Source organism: Arthrobacter sp. B2060 (assembly GCF_059090445.1).
The window spans coordinates 395,850-422,579 of the sequence record NZ_JBNHFR010000001.1 but is presented as its reverse complement, the minus strand read 5'-3'; the positions used below and the strand labels follow the sequence as shown (position 1 = coordinate 422,579).

23 protein-coding genes are annotated in these 26,730 nt (G+C 65.8%); 10 read left to right on the top strand and 13 right to left on the bottom strand.

Annotated features, from left to right (window positions below; all coding sequences use genetic code 11):
- Positions 1–65: 65 nt before the first annotated feature.
- Positions 66–851 carry an SDR family NAD(P)-dependent oxidoreductase gene (locus AC5RUM_RS02045; protein ID WP_494033368.1) on the top strand — a complete coding sequence of 262 codons (786 nt, stop codon included), beginning with the start codon at positions 66–68 and terminating at the stop codon, positions 849–851.
- On the opposite strand, the gene AC5RUM_RS02040 is transcribed toward AC5RUM_RS02045, so the two are convergent.
- Both AC5RUM_RS02040 and AC5RUM_RS02035 read right to left on the bottom strand, forming a co-directional pair.
- Positions 790–1,875, bottom strand: coding sequence for an FUSC family protein (locus tag AC5RUM_RS02040; RefSeq protein WP_494033367.1), 1,086 nt, complete (start codon positions 1,873–1,875; stop codon positions 790–792). The two genes, AC5RUM_RS02045 and AC5RUM_RS02040, sit on opposite strands and share 62 nt — an antisense overlap.
- 166 nt (positions 1,876–2,041) lie before the next feature.
- A complete protein-coding gene (locus tag AC5RUM_RS02035) occupies positions 2,042–3,658 on the bottom strand; it encodes an MFS transporter (protein ID WP_494033366.1) in 1,617 nt (538 codons plus the stop codon).
- A 412-nt stretch (positions 3,659–4,070) separates the two neighbouring features.
- Here AC5RUM_RS02035 and AC5RUM_RS02030 point away from each other — a divergent pair, with 412 nt between their 5' ends.
- Together AC5RUM_RS02030 and AC5RUM_RS02025 are read left to right on the top strand one after the other, a co-directional pair.
- Complete coding sequence (locus AC5RUM_RS02030; RefSeq protein ID WP_494033365.1) at positions 4,071–4,577, top strand: hypothetical protein; 507 nt, start codon at positions 4,071–4,073, stop codon at positions 4,575–4,577.
- 262 nt (positions 4,578–4,839) lie between these two features.
- Entirely contained in the window at positions 4,840–5,100 is a 261-nt protein-coding gene (locus AC5RUM_RS02025) for a hypothetical protein (RefSeq protein WP_494033364.1), read from the top strand.
- A gap of 107 nt (positions 5,101–5,207) precedes the next feature.
- On the opposite strand, the gene AC5RUM_RS02020 is transcribed toward AC5RUM_RS02025, so the two are convergent.
- Positions 5,208–7,781 carry an ATP-dependent DNA ligase gene (locus AC5RUM_RS02020; protein ID WP_494033363.1) on the bottom strand — a complete coding sequence of 858 codons (2,574 nt, stop codon included), beginning with the start codon at positions 7,779–7,781 and terminating at the stop codon, positions 5,208–5,210.
- Positions 7,782–7,821: 40 nt separating this feature from the next.
- Here AC5RUM_RS02020 and ku point away from each other — a divergent pair, with 40 nt between their 5' ends.
- The gene (ku, locus tag AC5RUM_RS02015) at positions 7,822–9,045 is read left to right on the top strand and encodes a non-homologous end joining protein Ku (protein WP_494033362.1); all 1,224 of its coding nucleotides are present in this window, start codon (positions 7,822–7,824) and stop codon (positions 9,043–9,045) included.
- A 40-nt stretch (positions 9,046–9,085) separates the two neighbouring features.
- Here the strand turns inward: ku and AC5RUM_RS02010 are convergent, their stop codons facing one another.
- From AC5RUM_RS02010 to AC5RUM_RS01980, 7 genes are all read right to left on the bottom strand, one after another.
- The gene (locus AC5RUM_RS02010; RefSeq protein WP_494033361.1) at positions 9,086–9,352 is read right to left on the bottom strand and encodes a DUF7218 family protein; all 267 of its coding nucleotides are present in this window, start codon (positions 9,350–9,352) and stop codon (positions 9,086–9,088) included.
- Between the two features lie 52 nt (positions 9,353–9,404).
- Positions 9,405–9,875 carry an SRPBCC family protein gene (locus AC5RUM_RS02005; RefSeq protein WP_494033360.1) on the bottom strand — a complete coding sequence of 157 codons (471 nt, stop codon included), beginning with the start codon at positions 9,873–9,875 and terminating at the stop codon, positions 9,405–9,407.
- 250 nt (positions 9,876–10,125) lie between these two features.
- A complete protein-coding gene (locus AC5RUM_RS02000; protein ID WP_076799084.1) occupies positions 10,126–10,404 on the bottom strand; it encodes an HPr family phosphocarrier protein in 279 nt (92 codons plus the stop codon).
- A gap of 50 nt (positions 10,405–10,454) precedes the next feature.
- Positions 10,455–12,512 carry a PTS fructose transporter subunit IIABC gene (locus tag AC5RUM_RS01995; protein ID WP_494033359.1) on the bottom strand — a complete coding sequence of 686 codons (2,058 nt, stop codon included), beginning with the start codon at positions 12,510–12,512 and terminating at the stop codon, positions 10,455–10,457.
- Positions 12,513–12,514: 2 nt separating this feature from the next.
- Positions 12,515–13,513 carry a 1-phosphofructokinase family hexose kinase gene (locus AC5RUM_RS01990; protein ID WP_494033358.1) on the bottom strand — a complete coding sequence of 333 codons (999 nt, stop codon included), beginning with the start codon at positions 13,511–13,513 and terminating at the stop codon, positions 12,515–12,517.
- On the bottom strand, positions 13,510–14,319 hold the full coding sequence (locus AC5RUM_RS01985) for a DeoR/GlpR family DNA-binding transcription regulator (protein ID WP_494033357.1): 810 nt from the start codon (positions 14,317–14,319) through the stop codon (positions 13,510–13,512). The genes AC5RUM_RS01990 and AC5RUM_RS01985 overlap by 4 nt, the downstream gene beginning before the upstream one ends.
- A gap of 308 nt (positions 14,320–14,627) precedes the next feature.
- Positions 14,628–14,885 (bottom strand): DUF6458 family protein, encoded by a 258-nt coding sequence (locus tag AC5RUM_RS01980; RefSeq protein WP_494033356.1) that lies wholly within the window; start codon positions 14,883–14,885, stop codon positions 14,628–14,630.
- 188 nt (positions 14,886–15,073) lie between these two features.
- Between AC5RUM_RS01980 and AC5RUM_RS01975 the strand changes: the two genes are divergently transcribed.
- The 3 genes from AC5RUM_RS01975 (at position 15,074) to AC5RUM_RS01965 (ending at position 19,298) form a co-directional block, all read left to right on the top strand.
- Entirely contained in the window at positions 15,074–15,688 is a 615-nt protein-coding gene (locus AC5RUM_RS01975) for an alpha/beta hydrolase (protein WP_494033355.1), read from the top strand.
- A gap of 405 nt (positions 15,689–16,093) precedes the next feature.
- On the top strand, positions 16,094–16,843 hold the full coding sequence (locus AC5RUM_RS01970; RefSeq protein ID WP_494033354.1) for an HAD family hydrolase: 750 nt from the start codon (positions 16,094–16,096) through the stop codon (positions 16,841–16,843).
- Positions 16,844–16,928: 85 nt separating this feature from the next.
- Positions 16,929–19,298, top strand: a complete 2,370-nt coding sequence (locus AC5RUM_RS01965) for a glycoside hydrolase family 65 protein (protein ID WP_494033353.1) — start codon at positions 16,929–16,931, stop codon at positions 19,296–19,298.
- Positions 19,299–19,406: 108 nt separating this feature from the next.
- On the opposite strand, the gene AC5RUM_RS01960 is transcribed toward AC5RUM_RS01965, so the two are convergent.
- Positions 19,407–20,720 (bottom strand): MFS transporter, encoded by a 1,314-nt coding sequence (locus AC5RUM_RS01960; RefSeq protein ID WP_494033352.1) that lies wholly within the window; start codon positions 20,718–20,720, stop codon positions 19,407–19,409.
- Positions 20,721–20,781: 61 nt separating this feature from the next.
- On the opposite strand from AC5RUM_RS01960, the gene AC5RUM_RS01955 reads away from it, so the two are divergent.
- The 3 genes from AC5RUM_RS01955 to AC5RUM_RS01945 all read left to right on the top strand — a co-directional run bounded on the left by AC5RUM_RS01955 (position 20,782) and on the right by AC5RUM_RS01945 (position 23,017).
- Complete coding sequence (locus tag AC5RUM_RS01955; RefSeq protein ID WP_494033351.1) at positions 20,782–21,372, top strand: hypothetical protein; 591 nt, start codon at positions 20,782–20,784, stop codon at positions 21,370–21,372.
- Between the two features lie 87 nt (positions 21,373–21,459).
- Positions 21,460–22,284 carry a hypothetical protein gene (locus AC5RUM_RS01950; protein WP_494033350.1) on the top strand — a complete coding sequence of 275 codons (825 nt, stop codon included), beginning with the start codon at positions 21,460–21,462 and terminating at the stop codon, positions 22,282–22,284.
- Positions 22,268–23,017, top strand: a complete 750-nt coding sequence (locus AC5RUM_RS01945; protein ID WP_494033349.1) for a LamB/YcsF family protein — start codon at positions 22,268–22,270, stop codon at positions 23,015–23,017. Before AC5RUM_RS01950 ends, AC5RUM_RS01945 begins: the two co-directional genes overlap by 17 nt.
- 20 nt (positions 23,018–23,037) lie before the next feature.
- Here AC5RUM_RS01945 and AC5RUM_RS01940 read toward each other — a convergent pair whose 3' ends face one another.
- Both AC5RUM_RS01940 and AC5RUM_RS01935 read right to left on the bottom strand, forming a co-directional pair.
- Entirely contained in the window at positions 23,038–25,215 is a 2,178-nt protein-coding gene (locus AC5RUM_RS01940) for a M1 family metallopeptidase (protein WP_494033348.1), read from the bottom strand.
- 166 nt (positions 25,216–25,381) lie between these two features.
- A complete protein-coding gene (locus AC5RUM_RS01935) occupies positions 25,382–26,719 on the bottom strand; it encodes a DUF445 domain-containing protein (RefSeq protein WP_494033347.1) in 1,338 nt (445 codons plus the stop codon).
- Positions 26,720–26,730: the final 11 nt, after the last annotated feature.

Below are 26,730 nucleotides of genomic sequence, written 5' to 3'. Positions count from 1 at the left end.
CCCGCCTGACGGCACCCCTTCCCGGGACCGGCGCGTCCCGGGAAGGGCGGCGCTAAGCTAACGTCATGACGACAGCCCTCATCACCGGTGCCACCGCGGGGCTCGGCGCGGAATTCGCCCGCCAGCTCGCGGAACAGGGCCACGACCTCGTGCTCGTGGCCCGCGACGGGGAACGACTGCAGACGACCGCAGCGGAGCTGGAACGGCGGTACGGCACCACGGCGGAGGTGCTGCCCGCGGACCTGACCGACGACGCCGGGGTGGCCGCCGTCGTCGCCCGTCTCTCCGACGCCGCGCGTCCCGTCGAGGTGCTGGTGAACAATGCCGGCATGGGACTGCTCGAGGACTTTGACCGGAACAGCATCGAGGATGAGAGGAATCATCTGAAACTGCATGTCCAGACGGCCATGGAGCTCAGCCATGCTGCCTTGCAGGGGATGCTGGAGCGCGGTTCGGGACGGATCATCAACGTGGCCAGCGTGGCGGCGTTCCTTCCCCGCGGTTCGTATTCGGCGGCGAAGGCGTGGCTGCTCACGTTCAGCCGCTGGGCCAACCTCGCTTACTCACCGCGGGGAGTAAAGGTCACGGCGGTCTGCCCGGGCTTCGTCCACACCGAGTTCCACGACAGGATGGGGATGGACAAGTCCGTCGCACCCGGCTGGACCTGGCTCCGCGCGGGAAGGGTGGTCCGGGAAGGCCTGGCCGACAACGCCCGGGGCAAGGCGGTGTCCATTCCGACGAAGCGCTATAAAGTGCTGGCCGCCGCCGCGCGGATCCTGCCGGACAGGATCACCGCGGGCCCGTCGAGGAAACCAAAGGCGCCGGGGGAGAATTCCGCCGCGAACGGATAAACACCACCACCAGGATGCCGGTCACGGCCCCCACGGCTGTCTCGACTCCGCGCTCGGCAATGAGCACGTAAGGGTCGTCCGGCGCCGCCAGTTGGGTCATCAGGAGGATGACCGGCGTGAAAGAGACCATCGCCAGCCCATAGTGCCGCGCCATGAAAAGCTCGGTGGTGAACTGAAAGATGATGACCAGGACCGCCAGGACGGCCGCTTCGGCTCCCGGAAAGTGGGGGAGCGGGGCCAAGGGGCCCGGCAGAAGCACGACGGCGACAATCACCAGCCCCAGCAGCGTTCCGACGATGCGGTGGATGCCGCGGTGGACGCTGCTCGGCAGGTCCGCACCGGCGAGCGGAACAGCAGCGGCCGCCATCGCCCAATGCGGGTGGCCGCTGCCGGTCAGGACACCCGCAGCACCGGCAGCGCCCACCGCTACTGCGTAGCGCGCGGCGTGCACCACGGCCCGCTGCCGCAGCTGTCCCTGCAACCTGACGGGATTCCGCGTTGCACGGGGGACCCACACCCGGCCGCGGATCCAGCCGCCGAAACCCACGAAAAGCGAGAAACCGGCGGATGCCGCCGCGATGAGCAGGGCAACGTACCCGGGAACGGCCGTGGGTACTGATGCGCAGGCACCGAGGGCAAGGATGCCGAAAAAGGGACCGTTGGGTTTGAGCCTCACCCTGTCTGAGTACAGTGAACCAACACCTGCCAGCACAGCTTCCACGCCCACCAGCCACCAGGAATGGAGATGGTTAACAGACAGGAAAACGCCGACCGCCACGCCGGACAACAGCACGAGCGCAGCCTGCAGCTGGTGCCTGAGCCGGAGCTGGTGTGGCTCATTGCGGCCGTACATTCCGGTCAGGGCGCCAAAGACGGCGTAGGTGATCAGGTCCGGCCTGCCGGCGAGCAACAGGAGAAGCGACGGAACCGCCACGCTGATGGCCACCCGCAACGCGGAAATGTGGTCATTGTCCGCGGGTCCCAGGCTGTGGAGCTGCCGGACATGCCTCAGCACAGGCCGCACGGCAACTCCTCCAACTCATATGGTCCGCCGTCCTCCACGGGCCGGCGCCCTGTAAAGGGACATCCCTATAGAAACTAGCACTGCGCATGGCAAAGGCCCGCCCGGTGTGCTTCCCCCAAGGACAGCACGCCGGACAGGCCCTCACCGCGGACGCGGGGCGGGTGCATCAGGCGTTGGCGGGAACCTTGTCCTTGTCCATGTCTTTGTCCGCCTGTGCCGCCAGGATGTCCTTCTCGGCGTCCACGGTTTCGAACGGCAGATCGTCCAGGTCAAGCAGCGGGTTGTCGTCCTGGCCGGCCACCAGTTCCCGGGCCTCCGCCTGGGTGTCCACGCTCGGCATGGAACCCGGCAGCGGGCGACGCGCCGATTCCTTCAGGAAGTAAATGGCGATCGCACCAATAGCCGAGGTGGCCATGAGGTAATACGCCGGCATCATGTCGTTGTCCGTCGCGGAGATCAGCGCGGCAACGATGAACGGGGTGGTGCCGCCGAAGATCGCTACCGAGAAGTTGTACGCGATCCCCATGGCACCATAGCGGCTGGCCGTGGGGAACTGGGCGGGCAGCGCCGAGGCCAGGTTGGCCACGTAGAACGTCACCGGGAAGGCCACGAGGGCCAGGCCAGCCAGCGTGGACCAGGTGCTGCCGATGCCGATCAGCATGAACGCCGGGGCAGCCAGCACGATGGTGCTCCCCGCGCCGATCCAGAGGACGGGGCGGCGGCCGATGCGGTCGGACAGCTTGCCGGTCAGCGGGATGCACAGGCTCATGATGATGAGGACGGGAATGGTCAGCAGCGTGCCGTGGACCGGATCGTAGCCCTTGGCCTCGGTGAGGTAGGTCGGCATGTAGGACGTCAGGGCGTAGCCCGCAGTGTTGGCAGCGGCCACGAGGATCATGGCAACGATGAGTGAGCGCCAGTAGGCCTTGACGATTCCGACCGGGCCCTTTGTGGCGGGAGCGTCTTCGGCCGCAGCGTCCTTGGCCTGCTCCTCCTGGGCGTCCAGCGTTGCCTGGAACTGCGGGGATTCCTCGATCTTGTTACGGAAGTACACGGCGATGAGTCCGAGCGGGCCTGCGATGAGGAACGGAAGGCGCCAGCCCCATTCCTCCATGGCGGACTGGCCCATCGTCAGTTGGAGCACGGAAACCAGGGCCGCACCGAGGGCGAACCCGAGGTAGCTTCCCAGATCCAGGAAGCTCGCGAAGAAGCCTCGGCGCTTGTCCGGGGCGTATTCGCTGACGAAGGTGGTGGCACCGGCGTACTCGCCGCCGGTGGAGAATCCCTGGACAATCTTGAGCAGCACCAGCAGGCCGGCTGCCCAAATGCCGATCTGGGCATAACCCGGGAGCAGGCCAATGGCGAACGTGCTCGCCGCCATGAGCATCAGGGTGGCAGCGAGGACCTTCTGGCGGCCGATCTTGTCACCAAGCCAGCCAAAGATCACTCCGCCGAGCGGGCGGGCGATGAAGGTCGCTGCGAAGGTGCCCAGCAGAAACAGAGTCTGGACCTTGGCATCGGCTTCGGGCAGGAACACCGGCCCCATCGTGGTGATCAAGTAGCCGAAGACGCCCACGTCGTACCACTCCATGGTGTTGCCGACAATCGTGCCGCCGAGCGCTTTCTTCAGCATGGGCTGGTCTACGACGTTGACGTCGGACTCCTTGAGCCGGCGACGCGCGAGAAGCTTTGGTTTCTTCACACCTTGGGGTGTCACTTGGTTGGTTCCGCCGGCGTTCAGAACGCCTGCTGAAGAGTCGGTCGTGCTTCGGTCTATGGGCATTTGGGCGACTCCTGTGGAGGTCATTTGCTTGCGACTTGTAGCTGCCCCGCTCCGGGCAGGCCTTCAATTTTACGCGAATTGCATGGCGGCCGAGAGCTTCGTGCCGTATGATCCGCCGTTTCAGCCCGGAATGCGGGTCCGACCCCGGACATGTTTTGCCCGGTTTCACCCCGTCATTCCGCGGAATCGGGACTCCTGCTGGCATCGTTATCAAAATTTTTGTTTTAGGACCCGTTTTGGGACCGAAATCAGGGGTATCGCGGCTCAGGCGGACCGCAGGGAAGGCCCGTATCGATCCGGGAAATCAGCGCGCATTGAACCGTTCCACGCCGGTGTTCGTCTGATCGGGTAAGCCCGGTGCGGGAGCCGGGAACGGGAACAGGATTGACCATTCCAGTCAGGGGTGTTCGGCATGGACTATGTAATCAGCGGCCTGCCACTGCATGTACTCATAGTGCACGGCACTGTGGTCTTCGTGCCGCTGGCCGCCGTGTGCACGTTGCTCAGCGTTGTTTGGCCTGAGGCCCGCCGGCGGCTTGGAATCGTGACCCCGCTCCTCGCCCTGGTGGCGCTCATCATGGTCCCCATCACCCAGCAGTCCGGGGAATGGCTGATGCAGCGGGTGGACACGACCCCTGCCATCACAGCCCACTCCAACCTCGGCGGCACACTCCTGCCCTGGGTTATCGGTGTGTTCATCGTGGCCGTGGCGCAGTGGCTGTGGTTCCGGTATGGCACCACTCAGGCCGAAGGAATGCGGAGCAGGCTCGGAACCGCCGGCAGCCGCATTGCCGGAGCAATCGCCGTCGTACTGGTTCTTGTCCTGTGCGGTGGGACGGTCATCGCGGTGGTGCAGATCGGAGAAGCCGGATCCCGCGCTGTCTGGGAGGGCTCCTTTAGCAGCGATGGCCAGGACTGAACGCTTTGCGGGGGTTCCCGCCCGGCAGGTTTCTGCATATCGTGGAGCCATGGGAACACTGATCTTTGAGTAGGCGGCCGTCCGGCCGCTGACGGATTGCTCCGTTGCCTGCCGCCCCGCCATCCACACCACAAAAATCCACGCCTGTTGAGGCATTGCCTCCGCGGTGTTCCCGGTATCGCCGGAAATCCAGACTCCGGCCAGCCGGCAGCCCGAAGGCAGTCCTGCAATGGCTTCGTTTCATCGGGGAAAGGAAGAACAAATGGCTGACATGAACAAGGGACGCTCCATCAAACCAGAGGTGGCATCACACCTGGCCGAGTCAATGGACAGGCCGCCGCTGCCCACGCCCGAGACCATCGCCGTCACTTCGGCCATGGGTAGCGGGCGCCAGTGGCCAGACGGCAACGGCAAGCACCGCCATCCCAAGGACCGCGGCTCGAACCGCGGCCGCATGGGCCAAGGGGCCGCTGTGACCGCTGTGCACCGGACCAGCCGTCCGCAGATGCCGCACTCGTCCTAGCCCTTTGGGGCGGTGTCCGCCCGAGGCGAGAGAATGGCCCGGCGATTTTTTTCGCCGGGCCATTCTTGTGTAAACGGATCCGTTGGTGGCCGGCCCCAGGAACTGCCCTAGGAGGCGGGGGATTCGGCGACGACGTCCTCCGGTGTTTTGTCCAGGCGCCAGCCGCGCCACACCGGATGCCTGAGCTTTCCGCTGCCGGTCCATTCCCCGAAGGTCACTTCGCCCACCAGGTCAGGCTCGATCCAGCGGGCACCGGCGGCGTCGAGGGCCGGCACTTCCTCGAACGGCGAGGTCTTTCGGGCCAGCCGTTCCATGGTTTGCCGCAGTTCCTTGAGTTCCTGCATGCTGAAGCCGCTGCCAACGCGGCCCACATAGCGAAGCTTCTTGCCCTGAGGCAGCCCCAGCAGCAGCGCGCCCACGGTGTCGTACCGCTCTCCCTTGCCCGGCCGCCAGCCCCCAACCACTACTTCCTGGGTCTGCTCGATCTTGAGCTTGATCCACGACCGGCTCCGCTGGCCGCTGACATACCGGCTGTCGGTGCGTTTGGCCATCACGCCTTCCAGTCCGAGTTCCCGTGCGCTTTCCAGGATGTGCTCCACCCGCTCGTCCAGTGTTTCGGACAGATGCACCGGGCAATCCGACGGGCGGTAAAAGTCTTCGAGCAGCTCCCTGCGCTCCTGGGCCGGGCGCCGACGCAGGTCTTCACCGCCTTCGGCCAGCAGATCGAACAGCATCAGCCGCACCGGGATGGCAGCGCGGGCCCTCTTCACGTCGCCCGGTTTGGTCAGTTTCATCCTGCCCTGAAGGAGTCCGAAGTCGGGCCTGCCGCGGGACCCGACGGCGATGATCTCGCCGTCCGCGATGAAGTCCTGCGGCGGCCAGCAGCCACGGTCAGTCAGTTCGGGGTAGCTCGCCGACATGTCGTTGCCATTTCGGCTGAGGAGCCGGATCTTGTCCCCGTCAGCCACCACCAGGGCCCGGATCCCGTCCCATTTGAGCTCGAAAAACCATTCGCTGCCGTGGAGATCCGCCGGTGTCCCGGCCGTCGCCAACATCGGCGCCGGATCCTCGATGATGGCGCTCTTGCCGGCGCCGGCGCCTGTGCTCGGGCCTGCGCCGGTGCCTGTGCCTGTGGCGGTGCCTGCGCTTGTGGCTGCGCCTCTCGACGGGGATGGGGCCGGGGCGGCCCTGGCTGGGGCCACTGAGGGCGTGCCGCGCTTGCCCCGGATGCCGTGTGGCTTCTCCATCAGGTGGATGAGCCACTGTCCCTGTCCGCCTTCGCCCTCCCCGGTATGGATCAGGGCGAATTTCCTGGTGCCCCCGAGGCCGCCGCCCTCCTGGCCCGTGAGCGTGGCGATGACTTCTTTGCCGTTGACCCACTTTTCCAGCTCATAGACGCCTTTGTCCCAGATGCTGACGGTGCCGGCTCCGTACTGGCCCTTGGGAATGGTGCCTTCGAAATCGGCGTAGTCCATGGGATGGTCCTCGGTCTGGACCGCTAAGTGGTTCTTGGCCCCTGACTCCGGTACGCCCTTCGGCAGCGCCCATGAAACCAGCACGCCGTCGTGCTCAAGCCGGAAATCGTAGTGGAGCCTGCTCGCATGGTGCTCCTGGATCACAAAGATTTCCTTGCCATCCGTGGTTCCGGCCATGTTTTCGGCCCTGTTTTCAGCGGTGAACGGTTCCGGCGTCTTGTCCTGGTCCCGCAGGGACCGGTACTTGTGCAGCCTGGGGTCCCCATGGCCGCCGCGGCCGGTGCCTGCGCCGGAGGCCGCAGCGTGGGCCTGTCCACTGATCTCGTCCACGACGGCGAACGGGTCCTTGCCGCTCTTGACCCTGCGCATGACCTCTTCATAGTCCAGCTGCCCGAGCTTGGCAGAAGCCAGTTCCCGCCACGTGCGTGGAGCCGCCACGGTGGGCATCAGCCGGCCGCGCAGGGAATAGGGAACGATCGTGGTTTTGGCGGCGTTGTTCTGGCTCCAGTCGACGAGGACCTTGCCCGTCCTTAGTGTCTTCTTCATGTCGCTGACGGCCAGTTCCGGATGGTCGGCCTCGAGGGCCCGGGCCAGTTCATGCGCGAATTCGGAGATTTGGTCGGAGGACTGGGTCCCGTCGAGGCCGGCGTACAGGTGGATGCCCTTGCTGCCGCTGGTTACCGGCACCGGGTCGAACCCCACGTCCTTCAGGATGGCCCGGGCCAGCCTGGCCACCTCAGCGCATTCCTGCAGGCCCGCCCCTTCGCCGGGGTCCAGGTCAAGCACGATGCGGTCGGGGGGCAGGGCGTTGCCTCGCGAGTCAACCCGCCATTGCGGGACGTGGATCTCCAGTGAGGCGATCTGGGCCAGCCAGGTCAGCGTGGCCGCGTCGTTCACCAGCGGATAGTAGATTGTGTTGGTCTTGTGCGTGATGGCGGCCCGCGGAACCCAGCCGGGGGTGGAGTGGTCAAGGTTCTTCTGGAAGAACATCTGCCCGGACTCGTCCGCTGTTCCTACACCGTGGACCCACCGCTTGCGCGTCGCCGGCCTATCGGCCGCAGCCGGGATGAGGACCGGCGCCACGGCGGCGTAATAGGCCAGGACGTCAGCCTTGGTGGTGCCGGTGGCAGGGTAGAGCACCTTGTCGAGGTTTGTCAGCGTCAGCTCGCGGCCACCGACGCGGACTCGTTCCTTACCGCCGGCCAAGGGGCTTCACCTCCGGGGCAGCGTGATGTTCACTTGTCTCATGAGAGCCATCTGGAAAGGTGCCATCGCGTTCGGGCTGGTCAACGTCCCCGTCAAGGTGTACAGCGCCACCGAGGACCACGACATCAGCCTCCATCAGGTGCATAACGCCGACGGCGGCCGGATCCGCTACCAGCGGCGCTGCGAGGTGTGCAGCAAGGTGGTGGACTATGCGGACATCGAGAAGGCCTACGAGAACGACGGCCGGACAGTGATCCTTTCCCGTGAGGAGCTCAAGTCCATTCCGGCGGAAAACAGCCACGAGATCGAAGTGGTTCAGTTCGTGCCGTCCGAGCAGCTCGATCCCATCATGTTCGAGAAAAGCTACTATCTGGAGCCTGACTCCAAGTCGCCCAAGGCCTACATGCTGCTGCGCCGGGCGCTCGAGGACACCGACCGTGTTGCGATCGTGCAGTTCGCGCTGCGCGACAAGACGCGTCTGGGGGCCCTCCGGATCCGCGACGATGTCCTGATGCTGCAGGCCCTGCTGTGGGCGGATGAGGTGCGCGAAGCGGAATTCCCTGCCCTGGACACGTCCATCCGCATCTCCGCCCAGGAGCGCGAGATGTCCGCCGCGCTGGTGGAGTCCATGGCTTCGGACTTTGAGCCGGAGCAGTTCACGGACGACTACCAGGCCCAGCTGCGCCAACTGATTGAGGCCAAGCTGGAGAAGGGCGATGCCCTGGACACGGAAGAGACCTTCGGTGCCGAGGCCGCGGAAGGCGGCAAGGGCGAGGTGATTGACCTGATGGAGGCCCTCAAGCGCAGCCTGGACCGGAAACGCGGAGGAGGCGGGAGGGCAGCGAGCGGCTCTGACGAGTCCGAGGACGAGGCTGAATCCGGGAGCGATGAAGCCGAATCTGACCAGGCCCAATCTGAGGAGGCCGGGACGGCCAAGCGGGCCTCCGGCAGAGCCAAGACGGGTACTGCCGCCAAGAGCGCGGGCACGGGCAGCGCCGGCGCAGGCAAGGGCACGTCGAGCAGGAGCACATCCAGCAGGAGCACATCCAGCAGGAGCACCGCCAAGTCGGACAGCTCCACGACGGACGGAACGGCGAAGAGCGGCGGCGCGAAGGCTGAAACCACGAAGCGTGCACCTGCGGCCAAGTCGGCGACCAAGACGGCGGCGGCAAAGTCCGGCACTAAGACGGCGGCCACCAAGACTGCTACTAAGGCGACCGCCACCAAGACGACCCCCACCAAGGCAGCGAGGAAGGGCGCCTGAGGTATCGGGCACCCTGCCCGCCATTCCCATGCGCGGCCGCTCAGGAGTTTCGGAGCGCGGAGATGAGTTCGCTCTTCTTCTTGCCTGAGTAGCCCTTGAGGCCGATCTCCTTGGCTTTGGCCTTCAATTGGTCCACCGTCCAGTCGTCGTAGTCCCCGGACTTTCCGCCCTTGTGGCCTACTTCGGACCGGCCTTTCTTTGCGGCTGCGTTCGAGATGCGGGCCGCCTTCTGCTTTGAGGCCCCTTCATCACGAAGCTTTTCGTAGACTTTGGGATCCTTCACGCTGGGGTTCTTTTTCTCGGGCATCGCTACCTCCAGGACTCTGTTCTTAGTGCTGGGTTCCCAGGGCCGGCGTCCCCTACGGGGCGTCTACCTCTCCGCGGTCAACGGAAGCCCGCCAGGCGCCGGTTTCGATGCCGCGTGACTCGATGAACTCCTTGAAGCGCAGCAGATCGGACTCGACCTGAGTTTCATCAACATGTGCAGCTGCGCCGGTCCTCTCCAGGAGGCCTTCCGGCTCCCACTCGAGCTCCACCTTCACCCGGCAGAGATCCTCGCCAAGGCCTTCGAACGTGACCCTTCCGGCGTTGCGGGGCTTGTCCTTGCTGACCCACGCTATGCACTTGTCCGGTGTCTGCTCCAGGATCTGCGCGTCGTACTCCCGTTTGATGCCAGCCACTTTGGTGCGGAAATGCAGCGAAGTCTCATCGATTTGCTCGACGGACTCCACGCCCTTCATGAACCGGGGAAAGGACTCGAACTGTGTCCACTGGTTGTAGGCGGTGCTGACCGGAACCTCGACCTCGATGCTTTCGTGCAGGGTTGCCACTCTGTACTCCTCCTTCAGACCGGTCTCTCCGGTGCTTATGGAACGGCTGGTGGAACGGCCGGGCAGTATGGAACGGCGGGACCACAGTTCCAAGCTAGTGGGGTGGAGGAGCAAAAACAAGAAACTAGTAAGGTTGCTTAGCTATCGGTTTTCGGCAGGTGCAAGAGTCCGGAAACGGCAGCGGCCGGCCCCTGCACACCTCCCGGTCTGCCGGGAAGCTGCAGGGGCCGGCCGCTATGAGGCCAGCGACTTATTCGGCGTCGTGGTCCGTCTCAAGGATCTGGACCAGGCGGTCGAGGGCGGCGTCCGCGCCGTCGCCCTCTGCCCGCAGCACCACAACGTCGCCGTGCGATGCGCCAAGGCTCATGAGGGACAGGATGCTGGCGGCGTCCATGGCTTCGTCTGCCGGCTCACCTTCGCGGGCGATGGTGATGTCGAGGTCAAACTCGCCTGCTGCCTCGGCGAAGATGGCTGCGGGACGGGCGTGCAGGCCTACTCGGCTGGCGACGGTTGCGGTACGTTCGGACATTTCTGCTCCTTGCAATTGCGGTGGTGATTGGGGTGCTGGAGGCCAGCGGATCAGACAGTTACTGGAACCTGCTCCACGGTATCAACGGACTTGCGGACGGCCCAGCGCTTGAGGGCGAGCACGACGAGGGCGGTGACCACCATTCCGGCCAGGATGGAAACGATGAACATCAGGAGGTTGCCGATGGCGAAGAACACGAAGAACCCGCCATGGGGTGCCTGTGACGTGACGCCGAAGGCCATGCTCAGCGCACCCGTGACCGCGCCGCCCACCATGCTGGCGGGGATGACGCGCAGAGGATCGGCTGCGGCGAACGGAATGGCTCCCTCGGAGATGAAGGAGGCACCGAGCAGCCAGGCGGCCTTGCCGTTCTCACGCTCAGCCAGGCTGAACAGCTTCTTGTCCAGGACGGTTGCCAGGGCCATGGCGAGCGGGGGCACCATGCCGGCAGCCATGACGGTTGCCATGATCTGCCATGGCGCCTGGTTGGTGGCGCTGCCGGCGCTCAGGCCGGCGACTGCGAAGGCGTAGGCCACCTTGTTGACCGGGCCGCCGAGGTCGAAGCACATCATGAGGCCGAGGATGATTCCGAGGACCACTGCCGAGGCGCCGGTCATGCCCGAGAGCCAGCCATTCAGTCCGGCGGTGAGGCCGGCGATCGGGCCGCCCAGCACCATGAACATCAGGCCGGAGGCGACGATCGATGCCAGCAGCGGAATGATGACGACGGGCATCAGGCCGCGCAGCCAGCGCGGTACGGCCCAGCTGCCGATCACGTGGGCGATGTAGCCGGCGAGCAGGCCGCCGACGATGCCGCCGAGGAAGCCTGCGCCCATGAAGCCAGCCACGGCGCCGGACACGAAGCCCGGTGCAATGCCAGGCCTGTCCGCAATGGCGTAGGCGATGTATCCCGCCAGGGCCGGCACCAGGAAGCCCATGGAGAGGGCACCGATCTTGAACATCACGGCACCCAGGTAGATGGCGAGGCCGCCTTCAGGAAGGTTGCCGAAGTTGTTTTCGAGAACAACGGTGTCAGCGACTTCGGTGATGTCGTATCCGCCCAGCAGGAAGCCCAAGGCGATCAGCAGGCCGCCGCCGGCAACGAACGGAATCATGTAGCTGACGCCGGTGAGCAGCGCCCTCTTCAGCTTCTGGCCGATGTGTTCGCCCTTTTCGGCGGCTTCCTGCTCGGCCTGCTCTTCGGCGCCGAAGTGCGGCACGCGGCGGGCGTTGGGGTTGTCCGCGGCGTCCAGTGCTTCCTGCACCATCTTGGCGGGTTCGTCGATGCCGCGCTTGACCGGGGCGTTGATGACGGGCTTGCCGGCGAAGCGCTCCTTGCCGCGCACGTCAACGTCCACGGCGAAGATTACGGCGTCGGCCGCGGCGATAACGGCCGGGTCCAGCGGCTTGGCGCCCGAGGAACCCTGGGTTTCCACCTGAAGGTCAACGCCCACTTCCTGCGCTGCTGCCACGAGGGAGTCGGCAGCCATGTAGGTGTGTGCAATGCCGGTGGGGCAGGCAGTGACGGCCACGAGGCGCTTGGGGCCGCTCTTTGCGGTAGCGCCGCCGGTAGCTCCCGGCATTCCGGCCGCTGACGCTCCTTCGCCGCTGGCCAGCGGCTCCCCGGAGGGGGCGGCGGCTGCGTGGGCAGCCGGCTTGTCAGCCAACGCGCCTTCGACGAGTTCAACAATCTCCGCCTCCGTAGATGCGGCGCGCAGGCCCGCCGTGAAATCCTTCTTGATCAGGGACCGGGCGAGCTTGGAAAGCAGCTTGAGGTGCTCCTGGTCAGCGCCGGACGGTGCCGCGATAAAGAAGATGATGTCTGCGGGGCCGTCCTTCGCTCCGAAGTCAACCTTCTGGGAGAGCCGGGCCATGGCGAGTGTCGGCTCGATCACTGCCGCCGAGCGGCAGTGCGGGATGGCGATTCCGCCTGGCACGCCCGTGGCGGTTTTCTGCTCGCGGGCGAAGGCGTCCGTGAAGAGGCCTTCGACTTCGCTGGCGCGGCCAACGGCGGCAACCCGGCCTGCCAGATGCCGGATCACGTCCTCGGGCGAATTGCCCAGGTTCTGGTCGAGCTCGACCAGGTCGGTGGTGATGAGCTGAGTCACTGTCAATCCTTCCGGAGAGCCGTGATGGTTACGGCATCGGGGGTGGTTTGGTGGACTGCCGGGACTGTGGAGCCCGGCAGGGATGCGGCTGCGGCGCCATGCGCCACAGCTTGACGGAGTCGGTCAGCCGGGGCGGCGCCCTGGTCTGCGGCGAGCAGATAGCCGGCCAGCGACGAATCGCCCGCGCCGACCGTACTGACCGCGGTGACCGGCGGATGCGTGGCCAGCCACGCGCCGTCGGCCGTCACGAGGACAGCGCCCTTTGAACCGAGCGTTGCCAGCACGGCCCCCACACCGGAACGCACGACGGCGGCGGCGGCTGCCGCGGCAGCCTCCGGATCCGCTTCGAGTTCCTCAGCCGTGCTCACCGAGGCGAAACCTGCTGCGGCAGCGAGTTCCGCGAGCTCCTCGGCGTTGGGTTTGAGCAGATCCGGTTTCCCGGAAACTGCCCCTGCTGCATCGGCGGCGATTGCCGCCGCGAGCGGCGCCCCGGAGGAGTCGACGGCGATCTGCGGAACGCTGTTTCCAGTGTCCGCCGAACGCAGCCTCCGGGTGACGGTGGCGTAAAAATCGGCAGGAACTCCTGGCGGGAGCGACCCCGCGAGGACAACCCAGCTGGCGCCTTGGGCGCGTTCCAGCAGCAGGCCGATGAGGGCTTCCTGCGCCTCCTCATCGAGCACGGGGCCGGGCTCGTTGATCTTGGTGGTTACGCCGCCCGGCTCCGTGAGTGCCACGTTGGTCCGCAGGGGTTCGTGGATGGCCAGGGCGGCAAAGGGAACTTTGGCGTCGCGGAGTCCGGCGATAACGGGGTCCGAATCTGCCCCGGGCAGAACCGCAACGGTTTCGAGCCCGGAAGCCACGAGGGCGCGGGAGACGTTGACTCCCTTGCCGCCGGACTCCTGGCTCACGGAGACGGCGCGCTGAACTTCGCCGCGTTCGAGCGGCCCGGGAAGCGCGACCGTGCGGTCGAGGCTGGGGTTGGCTGTGAGGGTGACGATCATGCGATGACCACCTCCACGCCGGCGTCTGCGAGCGCCACGGCTAGTTCTCGGCTGGGTTTGCGGTCAGTGATCACTGTGTCCAGATCTTTCAACGAGGCGAACTGGACCAGCGTTTCCGCGTCCAGCTTGGACGAATCGGCCAGCACCACTATGCGGCGGGCCGAATGGACGAAGGCAGCCTTGACGGCGGCCTCCTCGGGGTCGGGGGTGCTCAGTCCAAAGCTTGCGTGGATGCCGTTGGTTCCCACGAAGGCGATGTCCGGGCGGAGCTTGAGTGCCGCATCCACGGTTGCCTGCCCGACGGCCGCCTTTGTCAGTCCCCGGACGCGGCCGCCGAGGATCTGCAGCGCGATGCCGGGCGTACTGGCAAGTTTGGCGGCGATGGGGACGGCGTGTGTGATGACCACGAGTTCCTGGTCCCTGTCGGCTCCCTTGGAAGAGGCCGTTCCGGTGCTGCGGCGGGAGAGGAGATCGGCCAGGACCTCGGTGGTGGAGCCTGCGTCGAGGACGATGCTGCTTGAGGGTCCCTGCGGCAGGAAGGCGAGGGCGGCCTCCGCGATGCGGAGCTTCTGCTCCTGGCGCTGAATGGTCCGTTCCAGGATGCTTTCTTCAGTTGTGCTGAAGCGGTCTGCTGAAACGGCTCCGCCGTGGACGCGCCTGACGGTGCCGGCGGATTCGAGGGCGGCGAGGTCGCGGCGGACGGTTTCGGTGGTGATCCGGAAGCGTTCCGCGAGGTCGGTCACGCTGGCGCGGCCGCTGGCTGCAACGAGCCCTGCGATCTGCTGCTGACGCTCCTCGGCGAACACATACCCTCCATTGCGTAAGTACTGCCCTGCGTTAGTACTGCGAAAAACATCCGGTCATTCCAGATCAGGAAAGCGGCTTCACCAAGTGACTGCCCTTCAAGTGACTGTCATCCAGTGACTGCCATCACATGATCTGCAATTACTTGACTTTATCTTCGTTCGTGTTGCTTTGTCAATGAAAAACCAACATGAAACCAAAACGCCGGGCCGGACCCGGAGGTCTGGCCCGGCTGTCCGGTGCTTGATCTGCAGCTTCACGGAGGGCTGTCCGTGGCTTCGGCTGTGGCGGATTGAGGCGCGCCTCGGTGTTATACGCCGCCGTCACGGCTCTCGTTGCGGGTGATCCGCTCGCCGGTATTGGGGTCGACCACCGAGCGCGATTCGCTGATGCGGCGGCTCCTGCCGGGGTTTGCCATAACTAGGGATACGATCAGGCCGATGACCCCGACGGCCATCAGGATGTACCCGATCAGAGTCTGGTCAACGTTGGGAATGAGTCCCGGGGTGACGGCCCAGGCCAGGATGGCGCCCAAGGCAATAAGGAAAATAGCGGAACCGATTCTCATGACGTGCTCCTTGCGTTAGCGGACTTCTCGGCATTAGCTGACTTCTCGCAACTTGGTAAGTACGGCCTGTCATGCGCCACTTGCTAAGCATGCTGTTAATCGTCAGGCTACATCGCACCAAACGCACTTTCAATCAAACGCGCAGGTCAGGCGCAAGAAGGGTGTGCAGGACTGGATAGGCTTGTCCGATGGAGACGGTGGTGTGGTCGAAGCCGGCGGCTGAGCGTGCCGGGACGCCGCTGCTCGTAATGATGCATGGCTATGGCACGGACGAATCGCGGATGGTGAACCTCTTCGACCACCTCCCGGCTGAATTCACCTGCGCTGCGCTGCGGGCGCCGATGCCGATCGCGGACGGCTACGGCTGGTTCCTGCTCGACTACTTCCTCACGAACGACTTTGCCGATGTCATCGCGGCCGCCAACTCGGTCCTTTCCTGGATTGACTCCGTCAAGGGCGGGCACAGCAGTGTCAGCCTGCTGGGGTACTCGCAGGGAATGGCCATGGCCAGCACGCTGCTGCGGCTGCGGCCGCGGGAGTTCCCGGCCGTCGTCGGGCTTTCCGGCTTCGTCCTGAACAACGATCTCCTTGCCTTGAGCGAATCCATAGACGTCCCGCCGCCCTTCTTCTGGGGCAGGGACAAGGCGGACCTGGTGATCAACGATGAAGCCGTGGAGTACACCGCGGAGTGGCTGAACGCGCACACCCAGCTGACCGCACGCACGTATCCGGGAATGGGCCATGCGATGTCCCGGGCGGAGATGGTTGATGTGAGTGCCTTCCTTCGCCACTACGTTCTGTAGCACGCAGGCAGCCGTCAAACTTCAGCGGGTTGTTAAAAACAGTTGCGGGGCAAATTTGCAAGCGTTTACACTCGACTTCGGCCGCGACCAACGGTCCGCTGCCGGAGTGCTGAAAGGGCTGGACCGAGCGACGCATGCTGCACGAAGACACGGCAGGTTTGCCCTTACGGGCCACTGCCCTCATCATGGAAGAAGACTTTTCTCAGTGCGCCTGCGCCCGTACGCCACGTGACCCTGTGCCATACGAAGCTCCGCCGCAAGAAGCCCCGCAGCAAGAAGCCCAGCGCCGCGCAACTGACCCGTGCCGAAGAACGCACACCCAATGATCTGACGCCAACGATGGCACCCCCTCCCTGCATGGTCCCCACCACTGCTGTCCGCAATCCGAAAGGACACCGCACCGGCATGACTGAAGTTCTGAGCACCAGCCACGGCAACAACGGCCACACGAGCTGGACTGGCGCGTCTGCCATCCTCTTCGACCTGGACGGCGTTCTCACGCCCACGGCGGTGGTCCACGAGCGCGCCTGGCAGGAGCTCTTCGACGGCTACCTGGCCTCGATGCCCGGGACGACCGGCTACCGGGAGAGCGACTACTTCGACCACATCGACGGCAAGCCCAGGTTTGACGGCGTGCGGGACTTCCTGACCTCACGCGGCATCGAACTCCCCGAGGGTCCCACCGACGACAACCCGGACAACCAGACGGTCCAGGGTCTGGGCAACCGCAAGAACAAGATCTTCAACGACATCGTCAGCGCCGGCGTCGATCCCTACGCAGGGTCGGTGCGCTTCCTCGAAGCGGCACTTGCCCGCGGACTCAAGGTCGCCGTCGTCTCCTCATCCCGCAACGCTCCTTCAGTGCTGCGCGCGGCAGGGCTGGACGTCCGCTTCCCGGTGGTAGTTGACGGCGTCGTCGCAGCCGCGGAAGGCCTGCCCGGCAAGCCCAGCCCGGCGACCTATGACTACGCAGCCAGGCTGCTGAAGCTGCCCAGCGAGGAGTGCGTCGTCGTCGAGGACGCCGTTTCCGGCGTGCAGGCAGGCAGCGCGGGCAACTTCCACGCAGTGATCGGAGTGGACCGCGGCGCAGGGCGCCAGACACTGCTGGACGCGGGCGCCACGCTCGTCGTCAACGATCTCGAAGAGCTGCTCTAACCGGCCCGTTTAGCCCCGGCCCGCCGGAATTACCGCCAGGTCCCCAACCCTGGCCGCACCTCCAACCGCCAAAGGAACGCCACTCATGGCACTCATTACTGCTGACCGCGCCCGCTTCCCCAACGACCCCTGGAAGCTCGTGGAGACCAGCCATGCTCCCGGCAACGCCGGCGCCCTGGAAACCCTCTTTGCCCTTGGCAACGGCCATCTGGGCATCAGGGGTGCCCACTGGGCAGCGGCGGACGCTGAGCTTCCTGGCAGCTTCATCAACGGGTTCCATGAGATCTGGGACATCAAGCACGCCGAAAATGCCTTCGGTTTCGCCCGCACCGGCCAGCGCATCCTCTACATCCCCGATGCCAACAACTTCACGGTCATCGTCGACGGCGAGATGCTGAGCCTCGCCGAGTCCGCGGTGCTGGATTACCGCCGGTCCGTCGACTTCTCCACGGGAGTCTACGAATGCCGCATCGTGTGGCAGTGCCGTTCGGGCGCCACCGTCACCACCGTGGAGCGCCGTGCCGTGGGCTTCGAGTCCCGGGGCTGCCTCGGCATTTCCCTGGAGCTTTCGGCGGACCGCCAGGTCTCCGCCGACATCACCTCTTGCGTGCTCAACCGGCAGGACCAGCCTGTGGAGGACCACTCCTCCCACGATCCGCGCCGGGCCGGCCGGCACGCCGGCCGCGTCCTGCTGCCAGTGAAGCTCGACGGCGGCGACGGCTCGCTCCGTCTCTCCTGGGAAGCCGCAGAGTCGAAGCAGCGTGTGGGAATCGCCGTCGACCACTGGACCTCCGCAGGCCACCAGCCGTTCGACACCCAGGTGGACCAGGACGAAAGCAGCGTCCGGTACGTTCTGGCTGTCGGAGCCGATGAGCCCTTCCGGCTTGAGAAGAGCGTCAGCTACTCAGTGGCCGGCGGTACCCGCGAGGGCCTGCCGGGCACGGCGGATGCCGAAGCCGGCCAGGAACCGGCCGCCGCCGCCGAGGCGGGCCTGAAGACGGTGGCGGAAGTCTTCGCGGAAAGTGAGACCCACTACCGCGGCTACTGGGCGACCACAGACATCAGGGTGGGCGGCCAGCCCGAGCTGCAGCAGGCCATCCGCTGGAACCTGTTCCAGCTTGCCCAGGCCACCGCCCGCGCCGGCGTTGCCGGTATCCCGGCCAAGGGCGTCAGCGGCTCCGGCTACGAGGGGCACTACTTCTGGGACCAGGAGGTTTACCTCCTGCCGTACCTGACCTACTCAAACCCCGACGGCGCCCGGCAGGTACTGGAGTTCCGCCACGAGATGCTGCCTGAGGCAAAGATCCGGGCCAAAGAGCTCAGCGTGGACGGGGCTCTCTTCCCGTGGCGCACCATCAACGGGCTGGAGGCCAGCGCGTACTACGCCGCCGGCACCGCGCAGTTCCACATTGCCGCGGCCATTGCCTTCGCCGCCAACAGGTACGTGTGGGCCAGCGGCGACGCCGAGTTCCGCAGCGGCATGGGCGCGGACCTGCTGATCGAAACCGCGCGCATGTGGGCGTCGCTGGGCTTCTTCGGCAAGGACGGCCAGTTTCACATCCATGGCGTGACGGGCCCTGACGAGTACACGGCCGTGGTGAATGACAACCTCTACACCAACGTCATGGCGCGGTTTAACCTGCGGGCCGCGGCCGCGCTGGACCACCCGGCGGTTGACGACGCCGAGCGGCAGCTCTGGGAGGCGGCGGCGGCCAGGATCCAACTGCCGTTCGACGAGCATTTTCAGGTGTACTCGCAGGACAACGACTTCATGACCCTGGAGCCCTGGGACTGGACGACGCCCCGCTCCAAGTACCCGCTGCTCCTACACTTCCACCCCCTCGTGATCTACCGGCACCAGGTCCTGAAGCAGGCCGACACGGTGCTCGCCATGTTCCTGCAGTGGCAGGAGTTCACTTCTGAGGAGAAGCGGCGCGCGTTCGATTTTTACGACCCCATCACCACCGGTGACTCGACGCTGTCCGCGTGCGTCCAGGGCATCATGGCCGCCGAGGTCGGCTACCCGCAGGCGGCCCTGGAGCACTTCACGAATGCGGCGTTCATCGACCTGGACGACTCCCACGGCAACACGATCGACGGCGTGCACATTGCCTCGACGGGCGGCGTGTGGAGCTCCCTGGTGTGCGGCTTCGCCGGCCTCCGGGACCAGGGCCCTGTCCCGTACTTCGACCCGCGGCTGCCCGCGGAATGGGACAGCCTCTCGTTCCACCTGAAGCTCCAGGGGCGGCTGCTGTCGGTGGACCTCGACCCCGCCGGCATCACGCTGCGTGTTGTGGAGGGAGAGCCGTTGGACATCGATGTACGGGGCGGGATCCATGCAGTGGGCGCCGACGCCGTCCACGTGGCACTCGATCCAGTCGGGGTGCCCGAGCCCACGGTGTTCCCGAGCGGCCCTCCCACGGCAAGCATCCCGGTGGTGCGGGCACGCGCCTGATACAGGCGTGCCTGATAAGCTCGCCTGATACAGCAGATGGCCGGCTACCCCTTGGGGTAGCCGGCCATCTTTGTTTCCCGCGTTGCGGTATTGCGTGCGGTTCCGTTGTCAGCGTTGGGCGTCGGCGTCAGCGGCGACGTCGTGGTGCCGGTCCAGCGGGTGGGCGCTCTCGTCTGCCGGCATCCGGGCGGCAGCCATGGCAACGACGGCCATAAGGGGGCAGACGCCGCCGGCGAAGAGGAAGATGGCCCAGATGGGGAACACTTCCGCGGCAGGTCCCGCCAGCGCCATGGACACGGGCATCAGGGCGAGCGAGACAAAGAAGTCGAGGCTCGAGACGCGGCCCAGCAAATGCGGCGGAACGCGCCGTTGAAGCAGGGTTCCCCAGATCACCATTCCCACGCTGCCGGTGGCGCCGAAGATGAAGAGCGCCAGGGCCAGCAGCCAGAAGCTGTCGATGATTCCCACGGCGGCCAGAGGGAGCGTGCCGGCGCCCCATGAAACCATCATCACCGTCAGGTAGCGCCGGGGCAGCCGGAAGGAGGCGGTCACGAGCGAGGCGACCGCGCTGCCCACGCCCATGACGGCCAGCAGGAAGCCGAACATCCTGGAGTCCCCGTTCAGCTGGTCGCGGACGACAAACGGGATCAGCACTTCGATGGGGCCGATCAGGAAAAGGACCGAGATGCACGCCCAAAGGAGCGTCCAGAGCAGCCAGGGGGTCTGCAGTGTATAGCTGATCCCCTCCCGGAGCTCCCCGAAGAAGGAAGCTTTCTGCGGTTCCCCGTGGCCGTGGTGCCCCTGGGCTGTACCGCTGGCCGGGGCCTCGAGGGCGTGCTGGCCGAGGAAGTTCAGGATGATGAAGGCCAGCAGATGGCATGCGGCCACACCCGTCACGGCATGCGACGGCGACAGTGCGGCAACGACGATGCCGGCCACGGCAGGGCCTGCGGCCTGCTGCAGCATGGGGCGCATCGTCCCTTCCATGCCGTTGGCAGCCAGCAGGTCGCCGGGCGGCAGGATGCGGGGCAGGATCGCGGAGTAGGCCGGGAAGAAGAACGCGGCTCCCACGCCCAGGACGAACGCTCCTGCCATCAGATGCCACAGCTGGAGCCAGCCCGCCAGAGCCAGCCCGCTGATGCCGGCAATCACCGCCAGGTTGGCGCCCTCCACACCGATGATCAGCAGCCGCTGCGGAAAGCGGTCCGCGGCGATCCCGCCGGCAAGGACGAAGGCCACCAGCCCGACGCTTCCGGCAGCGGCCACCACCGAAAGCTCCAGCGGGCCGCCGCCGAGGTGGATGACCTGATACACCATGGCCACGGCCCACATGCCTGAGCCGAAGATGGACACGGCCAGTGCCGCGATCAGCACGCGGTACTCACGGTGGGCAAAGGGGCGAAGGGCGCGGGGGAGTGGCACGGTGCAAGTTTAGGCCCGACACCTCCGTTGGGTAACCGGTGCTCCGGGTTAGGCTCGGGGTATGGGGAACACACCCGCCGCACCGCGGCGGCGCAGCGTGGCGCTGATTGGGGCCAACTATGGCCTCGCCCTGCACCCCGTAGACCGCCACGGGGTTCATCTTCCCGGTGAACCGGCCAGCTGTTTCGCCTCCTTCTGGGTCGCCGACTGGTCCAAGTGGGGAACCGGGACCGCCTTGCTGGTGGCCACCCTCCAGGGCTGGCGCAGCTACGGCCCCAACGAATTCTTCGCCGCAACCCTGGCCAACGAGTTGAGCCGCTATTTCCCCGAGGCCGCACGCTTCCCGCTCAACGGCATCAGCCACACGCAGGACGAATTCGAGGTGCAGGTAAACCTTGAGCGCGGATTCAAAGCCACGGGTCGCCGGGCAGCGCTGGAGATCACCGGCGTATTGGACCGGCGGCAGTTTGCCGCACCCGACTTCCAGCTCGGGCCTGCCAGCGCCTCCCTGAACAACGTCTACCTGCCATGCAGTACAGGCCGGCTGTCCGAGTTCGGTGTTGAATGGCCCGGCGCGCCCACGGTGTATCCGGGGCCGCGCGGCCCTTCCTCGTCCGCGTACCTTGCCGTGGCCGAATCCTGGATGGTTTAGCTTCGCCGCGGTCCGGGTGCACTGTGGCCTAGTGTTAAGGCAAGACGGCAGCACCCTGCTGTCGGCTGCTCCGAGGTAGAGGTGAAGATGGCCAAGCGACGCAACCCGGCGATGAAAATCGCCCAGGAAACTGCACACAATGCGGTGTTTGATGCCCAGGGCAATCCCAAGCCCGGCGTCCATAATCTGCTGCTGCGGGCTGTAAACATCCAGCGGCCTTTGGTGGTGGCCAACCTTCGAAGGCTGCAACGGCGGTACCCGCGTGCTTCCGCCGCGCAGCTTGCCGACAGGCTGGAACGGGACTACCTGGCCGCCGTCACAGGCGGAGGCGCCCTCGTAGGCGCGACCGCCATCGTGCCCGGCGTCGGGACCATTGCTTCGCTGGGTCTTTCGGCGGCAGCTACTGTGGCCTTCCTCGAAGCGACTGCCCTCTATGCGACCTCGCTGGCTGAACTCCATGGCATCAGAATGACCGACCCCGATAAAGCCAGCACTATGGTCATGGCCGTGATGCTCGGCGAAGAAGGGACGGCCCTGCTCGGCTCACTGAGCGGCCAGGCACTCGGCAAGGGCAAGGGCGCCACGCAGGCCTGGGGGAACGTCATCGCCCGCAGGATGCCGTCATCGGGGTTCGGCTCCATCCGCGAGCGCATCCAGAAAGTATTTCTGCGAAGCCTGCTGAGGCGCCAGGGAACAGCTCTTTTCGGCAGGGCTCTCCCGTTCGGAATCGGAGCGGTGGTGGGCGGAGCCGGCAACCTCATGATGGGCCGGGCCGTGGTGGCCAACGCAAAGGAAGCGTTTGGCCCGATGCCGGATACCATTCCGGGTGAGCTGCGCGCAGCGGCGGCAACCGAAGCAACGGCCCCCGTGGACCCGACGCGCGAAGGTGGCAACGGTGGATCTGAACGCTGACCTGGGAGAGTCCTTCGGCTCCTGGCGCATGGGCGATGACGCCGCCATGTTCCAGCTGGTCACCAGCGCCAATGTGGCCTGCGGCTTTCATGCCGGGGATCCTGTGACCATGCTGGACAGCTGCCGGGCTGCCTTCGAACTGGACGTCACTGTGGGTGCCCATGTTGGCTACCGGGATCTTGCCGGTTTCGGGCGGCGGTCCCTGGACATGTCCTTTGACGAGCTGTTCGGGGATGTCCTGTATCAGCTTGGGGCGCTGGACGGCGTGGCCCATGCCGTGGGCGCGTCGGTGGACTACGTCAAACCCCACGGTGCCCTGTACAACCGGACGTTCCATGATGCGGAGCAGGCGGCCGCCGTCGTCGCCGCCATCCATGCCTACGACGAGGGACTGCCGGTTCTCGGACTGCCCGGCTCGGAACTGCTGAAGCACGCCGGCGAAGCGGGCCACCCCGTCTTCCGCGAGGCTTTTGTTGACCGCGCCTACTTCCCGGACGGCACCTTGGTGCCGCGCTCGCAGGGCGGTGCCGTGCTGCACGACGTCGGGCCTATTGTTGAGCGGGCCGTTCGCCTGGCGCTGAAGGGCGAGGTGGTCGCAGTGGACGGCACGGTGGTCCGGGTTGACCCGGATTCGCTGTGCATCCACGGCGACACACCCGGCGCCGTGGACATGGCCGCCGCTGTCCGCTCCGGCCTCCAGGAGGCCGGAGTGGAGATGCAGCCCTTCGCCTGACCGGCGGTCCCGGGAGTGCCCTAGCGGGGCTTGATCCCGGATTCCAGCCGTTCCTCAAGCATCCGTGCCGTGCCGGGCGCGGCGCGCTGCTGCCCGAACGCCTGGCGGTCAACGGAGTTCAGCGTGCCGGGCCTGGATGGGGTGTACAGCCACATCGTGAAGAACCCGGCCAGGTCCTGGCCGGAGAGCCGCTCGGCGAGCTTGATGAAGTCAGCGGTGGAGACGTTGCCTCCGGTGTTCGACTCCGTCCACTCCTTCAGGATGTCGAAGAAGACCTCGTCGCCCACCAGGATGCGAAGGGCGTGCAGGGTCATGGCTCCGCGTGCGTACACCGCCAGGTCAAACAGGGCCTCGGGGCCGGGGTCGCCGATGGTGACTGCCCAGAACGGGGCCTCGGCCGGGATTGCCCGCGCGTAGAAGTCGAAGATCTGCTGCGGGGTTTCCCTGCCCTCGTTCCCGCTCCAGAGCCATTCGGCATACGTGGCGAAGCCTTCGTTCAGCCAGATGTCACGCCATGACTCCACAGCGAGATCGTCTCCCACCCACTGGTGGGCCAGTTCATGGACAACCACCGAGTCTGCTCCCAGCTGGTCCGCAAAGAAGTACTTGGAGTAGATGGGCCTGGTCTGGTTCTCCAGGGCGAAGCCGAGCTGGTCCAGGTCATCCACGATGCCGCCGGCTGCCTTGAAGGGATAACTGCCGAAGTACTCCGAAAGGAAGCGGATGATTTCGGGCTGCCTCTCGAAGGATGCCTGCGCGCGGCCACCGAGCGAGGGCGGCGCCTCCCTGCCCGCGGTCCACCTGTCCTCGCTGGGCGGGCTCCCCTCAGGCGGCCCTGAAGCGGCCCATCCGTCCATCTTGTTCCCGTCATCCTCGAAGGACGTGGTGCCCTCCCCGGTAGAGACGCCGATGTCGTCAACGAACACGCCGTCGAAGGGCAGGACGCCGTCGCTTACGTAGGTGATGGAAACCTCCAGCTTCTTTCCGGCGAAGCGGCTGAGGTTGACCCCCCAGGATTCCCAGCCGGAGCTCGGCCCGGTGGCAGCCCACCAGTGTCCGGTAGTACCGGTCGAGGTGCACTTACCGTCGCCCTTGTCGGTCAGGTAGTGCCTCAGGAAGGGGTGCAATGCCAAGAGGTTGGGGCAGGCAATTCCCGGGTTGCCGCTCGTGTGTCCGGTGTCATCCTTCAGCGTGGTCCAATCGCTGGAGCCTGCCGGGCGTGCTTCCACAAAGGTGAAGTCGTATGCGTTTTCGATGTTCCGTTGCAGCCAGAAGGAGAGGGCTGCGCCGGTCTTCGGGATGGTGATCGTTCTCGTGAGGCGTGTGTAGGAGTTCAGGCCGCTGTGGGACCAGGCGAAGTTCTTGCCCGTTTTTGCTTTCACGACCGGGCTGAACAGGTCGGGATCGATGGCGTCCACGTAGCTGATGCGGTCCTTGGTGTACTTGCTGAGTTCGAACTGGCCCACGCTGGCGGTCGCCAGGTACGTCGCCATGGGTTCGTCCGCCTGCCACGTCCAAGTGGCCTTGCCATCATCCGTCACATGGTCGCGAAGCAGCCCGTTGGCCACCACCTCGCGTCCCTCGGGGACGGTGATCCGGAAGGTGAATGCCGCCTTGTCCAGCGGGTGGTCATTGGCAGGGAACCACGTGGCGGCCACGTGTGGTTGCCCGATCACCAGGGAGCCGTCGTCGGTATGGAAGAAACCGGACGGGCCGAACTGGTCAAGCAGAAGCGTCGGAATCCCGGAGTAGGCTATTTCCGCCTCGAACTTCGTCCCGTTCCGGATGCCGGCTGCAGGCGTCACTTTCAGCTCGCCTTCACTGCGCGTGTATGTCGCGTCCTCTCCATCGACCGTGACGGCGTGTACGTCCAGTCCGTCGAGATCCAGGTTGAACGACGAGAGGTCCTGCGTGGCGTCGGCGCGGACGGTGGCAGAACCGGCCAATGCGCCGGTATCCGGGTCGTAGCTGAGATCAAGTGAGTAACGGGTGACGTCGTAGCCGCCATTGCCGTCGAGAGGGTAGTACGGATCGCCGAGACCCGGATCCCCGGGCTGGAAGTTGACATCGGCCGCCGCCGCCGGAGCTGTCAGGGCTGTGGCAAAAAGCAGGCAGGAAAGCAAGAGGCCAGCCCATCGGGAGGGCTGGCCACAGCGGGCATGCCGGCCCGCCGCCGATGTGAAGGGTAAGGACTTCATCGCTCCTCATTCAAAGCTCCACGGAGGGGACACGGCACCGGTGCCGAGTTTCCTCGGTACCGGGAAGCGATCGCCGGCCCAACGGCCGGGGCGTACTGTAGCCACAAAAATGCGCCTGGCCGACGCCCCTGTCAAGGGAGAAAAAGTTGGCGTGCCCGGACGGGCCTCAGCCGAACGCCAGATGCGCCACCGTGAAGATCGCCAAACCGGCCAGCGACCCCACAACGGTGCCGTTGATCCGGATGAACTGTAGGTCCTTGCCCACCTGCAGTTCGATCTTTGAGGACGTCTCTTCCGCATCCCAGCGGGCCACGGTATCGGTGATCACGCCGGCGATGTCGGAGCGGTAGGTCCGGACGAGGTAGCCGGCGGCGTCGCCGATCCAGGCGTTGACCTTACCGGCCAGTTCGTCGTCGCTGACCAGCCGTGCGCCCAGGTCCCGCACGGCGGCCTTGAATTTCACGGTCAGATCGCTGTCGGGATCGTCGACGGCGCTGAGCAGCGCGCTCTTGATGGTCGCCCAGGTCCGCGAGGCGAGTTCGCGGACTTCCGGATCTCCGAGGACCTGCGCCTTGATGCTTTCGGCGCGGGCGATCATGGCGGGGTCGTACTGCAGGTCCTGGGCCAGGTCCGTGAGGTATTTGTCGATTGACTTGCGCACCTGGTGCTGCGGGTCCGCCTGCACTGCACGGGTGAACTTCAGGATCTCCAGATAGACCTTGTCGCCCACAAGGCCGTCCACGAAGCCGGGCACCCATTGCGGAGAGCGGTCGGTGACCAGGCGGATGACTGTCTCATGGTTGGCGGCCACCCAGTCCGCTGCCCGGTCCACCAGCAGGTCCACGAGATGGTGGTGGTGCCCGTCGGCGAAAATCCGTTCGGCCATCCGCCCCACGGGAGGCCCCCATGGCGGGGTGAGCAGATGCTTGCGGACCATGCCTTCAATGACCGCCTGGACGTCGTCGTCGTTAAGGACCTTGAAGGTGCCACGGATGACCGCGGCACCCTCCTTGGCCACCCGCTCGGCACCGCCCGGTCCGGCGAGCCACTGGCCCACCTTGCCGGATACGTTGATGCTGGCGAGTTTGTCCTGCACCACCTGCTCGGAGAGGAAGTTGGTTTCCACAAATTCTCCCAGTGACGCCCCGATCTGGTCTTTGCGCCGGGGAATGATGGCGGTATGCGGGATCTTCAGACCCATGGGGTATTTGAACAGGGCCGTCACCGCGAACCAGTCCGCGAGGGCGCCCACCATGCCGCCCTCTGCCGCGGCCCTGACATATTCCAGCCAGGGGTACTGCTTCTGCAGCGCAAACGCCACCACGAACACCACTGCCAGGGCGATCAGCAGGGCGAGCGCCACGAGCTTCATCTTCCGCAGCGCCGCCGCCTTTTCGGCGTCTCCGGGGCTGAGCTGGTGCGGCACCGCGGCCGGACCCGCCGGGCGGGTAGGGCCGGAGGCCGGGGCGGCTGGCTGGGTGGTTGGCTCAGAATTCACCTGCATGTGTCCAGCCT